Here is an 8030-nt window from a genome sequence, read left to right as displayed (position 1 = left end):
GGTTGCTTCCTGCTAAGGCCTCCGGCCCGCTACGCGAGCAGTTGAAATAGAGGGTAATAAGAACCACGACTGCTATCAGCCCCTCACCCCCCCTTGAACCTGTGCTGTGCCCACAACTCCGCGACCTATCCTCTCAAGAGGGCTGAAACTGCAAATCTTGGCCAATTACCCTTTAGCCCAGGTACTCTGCTTGTGGCCATTTCGATTCAAACTGGGACACTGCACCCATACCTAAAGCCTTGAATACAGGGAATCAGAAGGCTCTCCTCAGTAGCCCAAGCGTCTCACCCTAACTTGAAACGACTACTTGAAGCAGTTTTGTCAAGAACATTTCCTCTTACGTTGGCTAGGTATTGCGATTTAATCTCAATAAAGCTATGCTGTTACTCAGTTGAGTGGTGGAGTCATATCCATCAGTCTTCCTCTCTTGTCTTGGATGCGGCAGGGATCCTGTGCTGGCAGAGCTGGCCATCTGCGTCAGCAGGGATCCCTTTTTCTCCTCTCCAAGGCTAAGCAAGGTTCTGTGCTAATGAGAGTCAGAATCAGTTGATAGAGAGATTTTTTGCTTGCTCATGTCAATCTGTGGAGGTGGCAGTGTAAAGGAGCAACAGCGGCTGAGGGTTATGGCTTTGGAAGGGGGCAATCTGGCTTCGGGAACCGGAAGACAAGACCGAATACAAAGATTGCTGCTCTAGTTTCCTTTGCAAACTTGTCAGAAGCTAAGGAAAAAGACCAACCTTTTGGGACAAACTGTCTGTCCTATGTCTTGTTTTGTCGTTCAAAAATTTATGTTGGTCTCAAGAGAAACTCTAGAAAAAAAGTTGAATCAGGTGGAAGAATCAGTTAGAATCTAGCTGGCGTTAACGCTAACCGCGACGAAGAGACTGGAGGGAGGAAAGCCTAACAGCCTCTCTCCTTTTTTCTGTAGGGGTTACCCTCACTCTCAAACCCCATCTCATGAGAAGGGAGGAAGACCAAATACCCTATGACTTGAAATAGCAGCATTTTCATTAACTTTTGTTTTACTCTCTATGCCAAACTTGATACTAAGCTAAAGAGTTGCTCCTCGATCTTGTAACCATTGAGCAGCCAGCCTGTGTTGGCGTTTTTGTGCATAGGCTAAGGGGGTATGCCCATCTTCATTGCGAGGGTTTAGTTCGGCTCCATTTTCCAGCAAAAGCTCCAGGATTTCGATGTGTCCTTCCCAAGCAGCCCAGTGCATCGGTGTCGCCCCGAATCGGTTGCGCGCATTGGCATTGGCCCCGTACAAGAGCAGAAAGCGAGCGATGCCCAAATCCCCTCGGGTGGCGGCTTCATGCAGAGGGGTTCGGCCTGTTTCGTCAGTGGCATCCACCGGCGCTCCCTTGGATAGTAGGCGGGCCAGAATGCTTTTTCGACCGGTGGCTGTGGCCCAGTGGAGAACACGACCAGTGTTGGCTCCCTTTTGGATGAGCAGACCGATTACTTCTACCTGATCGGTTAAAGCAGCCCGATGGAGAGGGGTATAGCCATAGTTATCTGGGAGATCGATATCGCTGCCTGCCCTCAAGAGACGCTCCACCAGCTTGACCTGACCGCTGGCGGCAGCCAAATGGAGAGGGGTAGCACCTGTGGGATCTAAGGCATTGGGGGAGGCGCCATATACTAAGAGCAAGTCCAGCAGTCCCAGATGGCCAAGGAGTGTCGCTTTGTGAAGCAAGGTCATTCCCTGAGCATCGACAGCATTTACATCTTCCCCTTGCTGCAAATAGGCCAATAGTTGTTTTAGATCTCGATTGGCAAGAGCTTGATGAAGCGCTTCACTCATAACAGATAGAAATAAAAAAGCCAAGTTGCAATGAAGTTGGGCAACAGGAAGGGATCCTCGATAGGCCGGAATGGAGGCTCCAAACAACTTGGGCAAAGTCTAACACTGGATCCCTGCTGCTGAGGGAAGCGGGAGAACCAAGCGCTTGGTGGGATCCCTTGGTCAAGCCGGGGCCGCAGCGATAGACTAGAGCTGGTTTTTGGCCAGGTCTTTTCCCGATCCCTTAGTTGCGCCACTGTTTATGGATTACTACGCGATCCTGAACCTATCTCCTGCAGCGGACATTGAAGAGATTAAACAGGCGTTTCGACGGTTGGCGCGGCAGTTTCACCCTGATGTGGCAGGGGAGGGATCCCGAGAGCGTTTCCAACAAATCCACCAAGCCTACCAAGTGCTGAGCGACCCTGAGCAGCGGCGGCGCTACGATGCACAACGTCAATCTGCACAACGTCAATCTCCACCCAGCTCTCCTGCTGCCGGCGAAAGGCGGGTGGTCATTCGCAGCATAGGCCCCTCATCGGCAGAGCAGCCCAATCCGGAAGGGCTCAAGGAGGGGATTGCCCGCGTCAAGGCAGCCTGGCGGGAGCGGAAGTTGCCCACGGCGGTGGCCCAGGCGGAGGCGCTGCTGAAACGGTTTCCCAACTCCAGCGAGGCTATCCACATCTTGGCGTTGGCCTACCAGCGCTTCGGCAACCATTTGATCTACGAGGGGCGCTATCAGCAGGCGGAAGCCTACTTGAGAAAAGCTTTGGCCACGGAGCCGCACAACCGAGAATTGGCCTTTGAAATCAAGCGAGATTTAGCCCGTCTGGGCATTCGGGAGGGATCCCGCTAACTTGCCTGCGTTGGGATCCCCAACGTCTGAGCTGCCCACTGCCGGAGTTGTTGGCGGTTGACTTTGCCCTGAGGGTTGCGCGGGATCCCCGTACACCACAGCCAGTGCTTGGGGTGCTTGAAGGGACTCAGTTGGCGGCTTAGGTGTTGCTTCAGGTGCATCTCCAGCTCTTTGGGGATTGCCGGGATCCCCGTTTTGGGGACGACCACCGCCACCACCTGCTGCCCCCATTCGGCATCCGGTAGGCCCAACACGCACACATCTTCCACCCAGCCGCTGGCTCGGATCTCCCCTTCCACTTCTGCAGCCATCACCTTTTCCCCGCCGGTTAGGATTAGGTCATCGGCTCGACCCAGCCAATGGAGACATCCCTGGGGGTCTAGGTAGCCCAAATCGCCAGGGGCGAAGCCTTGCTGCTGCCATTCCTGCAAGCCATGTGTGGGCTGAGGGTAGTAGCCCAGCGCCAGCGACTCTGCCCAGATGTGAAGGGTGCCCACGGAGGGATCCCCTTGTGGGCTGCGGATCTGGAGCTTGGCGTGGGGCAAGGGCCGGCCCAGGCTATCGTTGCCTTGCCAAAACGCTTCCGGCAACAGCGTACAGACTTGGGAAGCCGTTTCCGTCGTGCCATAGGTGAGGGCAAGAGGAAGGTGAAGTTGCCGGGCCTGTTGTCTCAGGCTGGGCCAGGTGGGGCCACCGCCGACCAAAATGGCCCGAAATTGGCGCAGGCTCTCCAAAACTCCCGGATGGGCGCTGAGCAACAGCCGTTGCAACTGAGTGGGCACCAGCGATAGAAAGCTCCCCGGCAAAGGGGGATCCCAAGCCTTGGCCTGCTGTTGCCGTTTCCAATCCCAGACAACCCACTGCCCACCGCTCAGCCAGGAGCGGACTGCCTGCATCAAGCCGCTGACGTGGTACAAGGGCAGAAGGCAATAGCTGTGTACAGGCCCGACGGCAAAGTGCTGTTGGTGGGCTTTGGCCGAGGCACTGAGGGTCAGCCAAGAGTGCAGGGCCCATTTCACTTGGCCGCCAGAGCCACCCGTGGGGATGCCGATCAGCGGCCAATGGGAGCTGGGCACAGCTTCCCGCAAATCCCGCAGGCGCAGATTCAAGGGGGCGGGATCCCCTTCCAGTCGGCCCTGGCGCCAGCACCAGCCGGATCCCATATCCGCCAAAGCCTGTCCCCATTCCCGTTCTCCCCAGTGGGGATTACCCAGGAACAGCGGGATCCCCAAGCGTTGGCAGGTCAAAACTGCCGCCCACACCTGCACCGGATCGGAGTCTGCCACCAGCAGGGGAACGGCCTTGTCTGCCAAAGGGCGCAGTTGCTCTTCCAGTTTGGACAGGCACTCCTTCAAGTCTCCGCCATCCCCGGACAAGACAATTGACCTCATGGGCTATGGGTATGCCATCTCAACGGCTTCGCGGATCCCCTGCATTTTATTAGGGGATCCCCCCTCGATTTCCTTGGCAAGGAACGGTGAGGATAGGTTTGGGCTTGGCTTATCATGATCTAGGTTTGAACTGGGAGGTCTGTGTTGTGATCGAGCCGATTTTGTTGGGGATCGTCTTGGGCATGGTGGTGGTCACCTTGGCAGGCTTGTTCGTGGCAGCCTACAGGCAGTATCAACGCAGCAACAAGATCGGCCTGTAGGAGCAGCCTTTGGGGGGGTTGGAGAAAACCCATAGGGGAGAGAGAGATTGAGGTGGCATGGCAATGCACTGGCTGCGCACAGTCGCTGCTTTGCGGGAGCAGGTAGCCAATTGGCGGGGATCCACCATCGGCTTGGTGCCCACGATGGGATCCCTGCATGAGGGCCATCTCAGCCTAATCCGCCGCTGCCGGCAAGAGTGTGACCACACGGTGGTCAGCATTTTCGTCAATCCGCTGCAATTTGGCCCCAACGAAGACTGGGATCGCTATCCCCGCGACGAGGAGGGGGATCGGGCCTTGTGCGAGGCAGCAGATGTGGATGTGGTCTTTGCCCCTGACCCGCAAGAGATGGGAGCCGACCCCGCAACCGGAAGCGACCGCACCTGGGTCATGCCCCCCGAATCCCTTCTGCAGACCCTCTGCGCCCCCCACCGACCTGGCCACTTTCGCGGTGTAGCCACCATTGTGCTGCAACTGCTGAACCTGGTGCAGCCGCAGCGGGCCTACTTCGGCCAAAAAGACGCCCAGCAACTGGCGATCATTCAGCGTTTGGTTCGGGATCTGCAAATACCCACCACGATTGTTCCCTGCCCCACGGTGCGAGAAGCCGATGGCCTCGCCTGTAGCTCCCGCAACCGCTACCTTTCTGCTGCTGAACGACAGGTGGCTGCCGGGCTGTACCGGGCCTTGCGTCGGGGATATGACCATTGGCAGGCCGGGGATCCCTCAGCAGAAGGGATCCTTGCCGCCGCCCGTGCTGAGCTGGAGCATACCCCAGAGCTGCAACTGCAGTACCTGGAATTGGTGGATCCCCAAACGCTACAGCCGCTGCCGCGGGTGGAAGACAAGGGCCTGCTGGCCATTGCTGCCTATGTGGGGCAGACTCGCCTGATCGACAACCTGCTCCTTTCCCCAGAGCAAGGGGATCCCTCGCCGGAGAGAGTCCAGCATGCGGCACCGCCCTCTTCCGGCACGACCTCTCCCCCGCGTCGCCCGCTGATTGCCATCGACGGCCCGGCTGGAGCCGGAAAATCCACCGTGGCGCGGGCAGTAGCCGCCCAGCTGCAGCTTTTGTACTTGGACACGGGGGCCATGTATCGAGCCATCACCTGGCTGGCACTGCAACGGGGGATCCCTTTGGACGATGCCGAGCAACTCACCCAACTGGCCGCCCAAACCCAGCTCACCCTGCAAAGTGGCACCTCTTCGACAGAGCCGACCCGCATCTGGGCCGATGGCGAAGAGATTACCCAGGCCATCCGCTCCCCAGAGGTGACCCGCTGGGTCTCTCACGTGGCGGCAGTGCCGGGAGTACGCCAGGAGCTGGTGAAGCGGCAACGCAGCATTGGCCGGGATGGCGGTGCCGTCTTAGAGGGACGGGATATCGGCACCCACGTCTTTCCCGATGCAGAGTTGAAGGTCTTTTTGACTGCTTCTGTCGGGGAGCGGGCGCAGCGTCGGCAACACCAACTCCAAGCTCAAGGGCAAATGGTACCCCTTGAAGAATTGAAAGCGCAAATCGAGCAGCGGGATCGCCGCGACAGCGAACGGCTCATCTCTCCCTTGCGGCCTGCCCCCGATGCCATCTTGATCGACACAGATCACCTGAGCCAATCCGAGGTGCAAGACAAGATTGTCATGTTGTACCGGCAGCTTTTGGAGCGATCTGGCCCGGCCCGTTTAGATCAGTAGCTTTGACTCAATCAAGACTAAATCAACGGGACAAGTCAGATTTCCGCATGATTTTCAGGGAGCTGGCCGGTTTGAACAGCTTGATCCCTCTCTCATTTCTCATTGAAGATTTTCGTTGAAGATGCAGTTGATGAGGGGGCACGGATGCCGAGCTATGGGTTGAGTGATGAACTTTGGCAAAACCACCGAGGTGTTGAGGTGCCGGAGGGGATCCCGTTGATGATGGAAATAGGCCGACCCGCTTTTCTCTCGATGAGCCAATGCTACCTGTATCCCGTTCCGCCGTCGCGAACGGAGCGCTATGGTTAATGTCTTTCTCTTGGCCTTTCTGCTGCTTCTCTCAGGAGCTTGCTCTGGCGCCGAAACCGCCATCACGGCCATGGACAACCTGCGCTTGGAATCCCTGATCGAAGAACAAGGGGATCCACAGGGCTTGTATCGACTGGCCCAACAACAGCGCTCGCGGCTGATCACCACCCTGTTGCTGGTGAACAACTTTGTCAACATCGGCATTGCCGCTTTGGCCACAACCCTCTCCATTGAACTGTTGGGAACCCAGATTGGAGCTTTGGCCGCCACCGTGCCCACCACAATTGTGGTGCTCCTCTTTGGAGAAGTAGCCCCAAAGTCCTTGGCGGTGAGCCATCCGCTAGGGGTGTTCCGCTGGGTGGTGCGGCCTGTTCATGTCCTATCGGTGCTGCTGCGCCCTTTTATCGACGCTTTTGAGTGGGTTGTCAGCAGGCTCTTCAATCTATTGGAATTCTCCCCGCTGACGGCCACTGCTTCTCTCAAGGATTTGGAGCTGTTGATCGATGTGTTGGGGCAGCGGGGGCTGCTGGATTGGCAAAAACGGCGGCTGTTCCGTGGGGCCTTGGCTTTGGACTTACTCCAAGCGCGGGACGTGGCCAAGCCCAGAGTTAAAATGGAGACCATCTCCCACGACAAAACACTGCAGGATGTGGTGAAGCTCTGTTTGGAAACGGGCTACTCGCGCATCCCCGTGCAGGGAGAATCCAAGGACGAGATCGTCGGCATTATCCACCTCAAGCAAGCCTTGCGCTATCTCGATCAAAAAGGCAATGCCGAAGTGACCCAGGCGATGGCACCGCCTTTTTTTGTGCCGGACACCAAGCGGGTCAGCTTGTTGCTCAAGGAAATGCTGCGCTCTCGCCAACACCTGGGGATCGTGGTGGATGAGTTTGGCGGCACCACCGGCCTCATCACGCTGGAGGACATTTTGGAGGAGCTGGTGGGGGATATTTACGACGAGAGCGACCTCTCCCCCCTGCTGCTGCAGCGACAACGACGACCAGGTGGAGCTTCTACCTCCCCTGGCTGAGAACAGGAGCAAGGGGATCATCCCCTCTCTAAGTCCTAGCTGGCTCTGGAGGGATCCGTCTCCGCGGCTGTTGGGTTTTCGTGCGCGCCGGGAGTGAGCTCCCCAAAGCCGGCCTCGACGGGATAGCGGGCCACAAAAAAGATCCAGAAGCTGTGGATCCCCAACCCCAAAGCCCACCAGCCCAACAGGGGCACCAGCCACGGCCAATCCGCCCGGTACAGTTGCTGAAAAAACACCAGCCCAGACCCGCTGCAGAGGAAAACAGACAGGTGGGCGGCATAGGTATAGCGATCATCCAGCTTGCGAAATTCGGGATCCCGACGGGAGGGCTTCCGGGGCCAGCGAGGCGGCATGGCAAAACCATCCAGTTAAAACCTTCTCCAGTGTAGAACAGCCGTCGGCGGGGATCCCTGAGACTTGGGAGCGGCATTTCTGCTGCGGAACCCCAGTTTCAACGCCCGTTTGCCCAGCCAGCGCACGAGCCAACCCATCAACAGCATCGCCACCACCGCCAGCAGCAGAGAAGTGACGTTTTCGCCGGTGGCCAACAGCGGGTTGCCCAGCCCCCCTGTGGTGGTGGTAGAGGTCACCAGTGTGGCACAAAAATGCGAAACTGAGGCCCAACCCCCAAAAAATGGCCGGTATGCCCTTCATATCCTCAGCGTTGATGGGAGTGCTGATACATTCACGCTGAACTCTCCTGAAC

Annotated in this window: 9 protein-coding genes; 5 read left to right on the top strand and 4 right to left on the bottom strand. The window is 57.6% G+C overall.

Annotated elements, in window-relative coordinates:
- Window positions 1-1051: 1051 nt before the first annotated feature.
- On the bottom strand, window positions 1052-1807 hold the full coding sequence (locus NW856_RS09605) for an ankyrin repeat domain-containing protein (RefSeq protein ID WP_414399992.1): 756 nt from the start codon (window positions 1805-1807) through the stop codon (window positions 1052-1054).
- A gap of 241 nt (window positions 1808-2048) precedes the next feature.
- Between NW856_RS09605 and NW856_RS09600 the strand changes: the two genes are divergently transcribed.
- Complete coding sequence (locus NW856_RS09600; RefSeq protein ID WP_011433991.1) at window positions 2049-2642, top strand: J domain-containing protein; 594 nt, start codon at window positions 2049-2051, stop codon at window positions 2640-2642.
- Here NW856_RS09600 and NW856_RS09595 read toward each other — a convergent pair.
- Window positions 2639-4033 (bottom strand): 2-succinylbenzoate--CoA ligase, encoded by a 1395-nt coding sequence (locus NW856_RS09595; protein ID WP_414399990.1) that lies wholly within the window; start codon window positions 4031-4033, stop codon window positions 2639-2641. The two genes, NW856_RS09600 and NW856_RS09595, sit on opposite strands and share 4 nt — an antisense overlap.
- 146 nt (window positions 4034-4179) lie before the next feature.
- Here NW856_RS09595 and petG point away from each other — a divergent pair, with 146 nt between their 5' ends.
- The 4 genes from petG to NW856_RS09575 all read left to right on the top strand — a co-directional run bounded on the left by petG (window position 4180) and on the right by NW856_RS09575 (window position 7324).
- Window positions 4180-4293, top strand: coding sequence for a cytochrome b6-f complex subunit V (petG, locus tag NW856_RS09590; RefSeq protein WP_011433989.1), 114 nt, complete (start codon window positions 4180-4182; stop codon window positions 4291-4293).
- Between the two features lie 63 nt (window positions 4294-4356).
- Window positions 4357-5985 (top strand): bifunctional pantoate--beta-alanine ligase/(d)CMP kinase, encoded by a 1629-nt coding sequence (locus NW856_RS09585; protein ID WP_414399988.1) that lies wholly within the window; start codon window positions 4357-4359, stop codon window positions 5983-5985.
- Window positions 5986-6144: 159 nt separating this feature from the next.
- Window positions 6145-6294: a hypothetical protein gene (locus NW856_RS09580; RefSeq protein ID WP_414373591.1), complete on the top strand. Its 150-nt coding sequence runs from the start codon at window positions 6145-6147 to the stop codon at window positions 6292-6294.
- On the top strand, window positions 6287-7324 hold the full coding sequence (locus tag NW856_RS09575; RefSeq protein WP_414341604.1) for a hemolysin family protein: 1038 nt from the start codon (window positions 6287-6289) through the stop codon (window positions 7322-7324). The genes NW856_RS09580 and NW856_RS09575 overlap by 8 nt, the downstream gene beginning before the upstream one ends.
- 35 nt (window positions 7325-7359) lie before the next feature.
- Here NW856_RS09575 and NW856_RS09570 read toward each other — a convergent pair whose 3' ends face one another.
- On the bottom strand, window positions 7360-7677 hold the full coding sequence (locus NW856_RS09570) for a hypothetical protein (protein ID WP_011433986.1): 318 nt from the start codon (window positions 7675-7677) through the stop codon (window positions 7360-7362).
- A 15-nt stretch (window positions 7678-7692) separates the two neighbouring features.
- Entirely contained in the window at window positions 7693-7914 is a 222-nt protein-coding gene (locus NW856_RS09565) for a hypothetical protein (protein ID WP_414399986.1), read from the bottom strand.
- Window positions 7915-8030 lie beyond the last annotated feature (116 nt).

It is taken from the genome of Synechococcus sp. R3-13, assembly GCF_047462195.1.
Taxonomy (GTDB): domain Bacteria; phylum Cyanobacteriota; class Cyanobacteriia; order Thermostichales; family Thermostichaceae; genus Thermostichus.
Note: the sequence above shows the minus strand (reverse complement) of the source record. Positions and strands in the feature narration are given on the sequence as shown.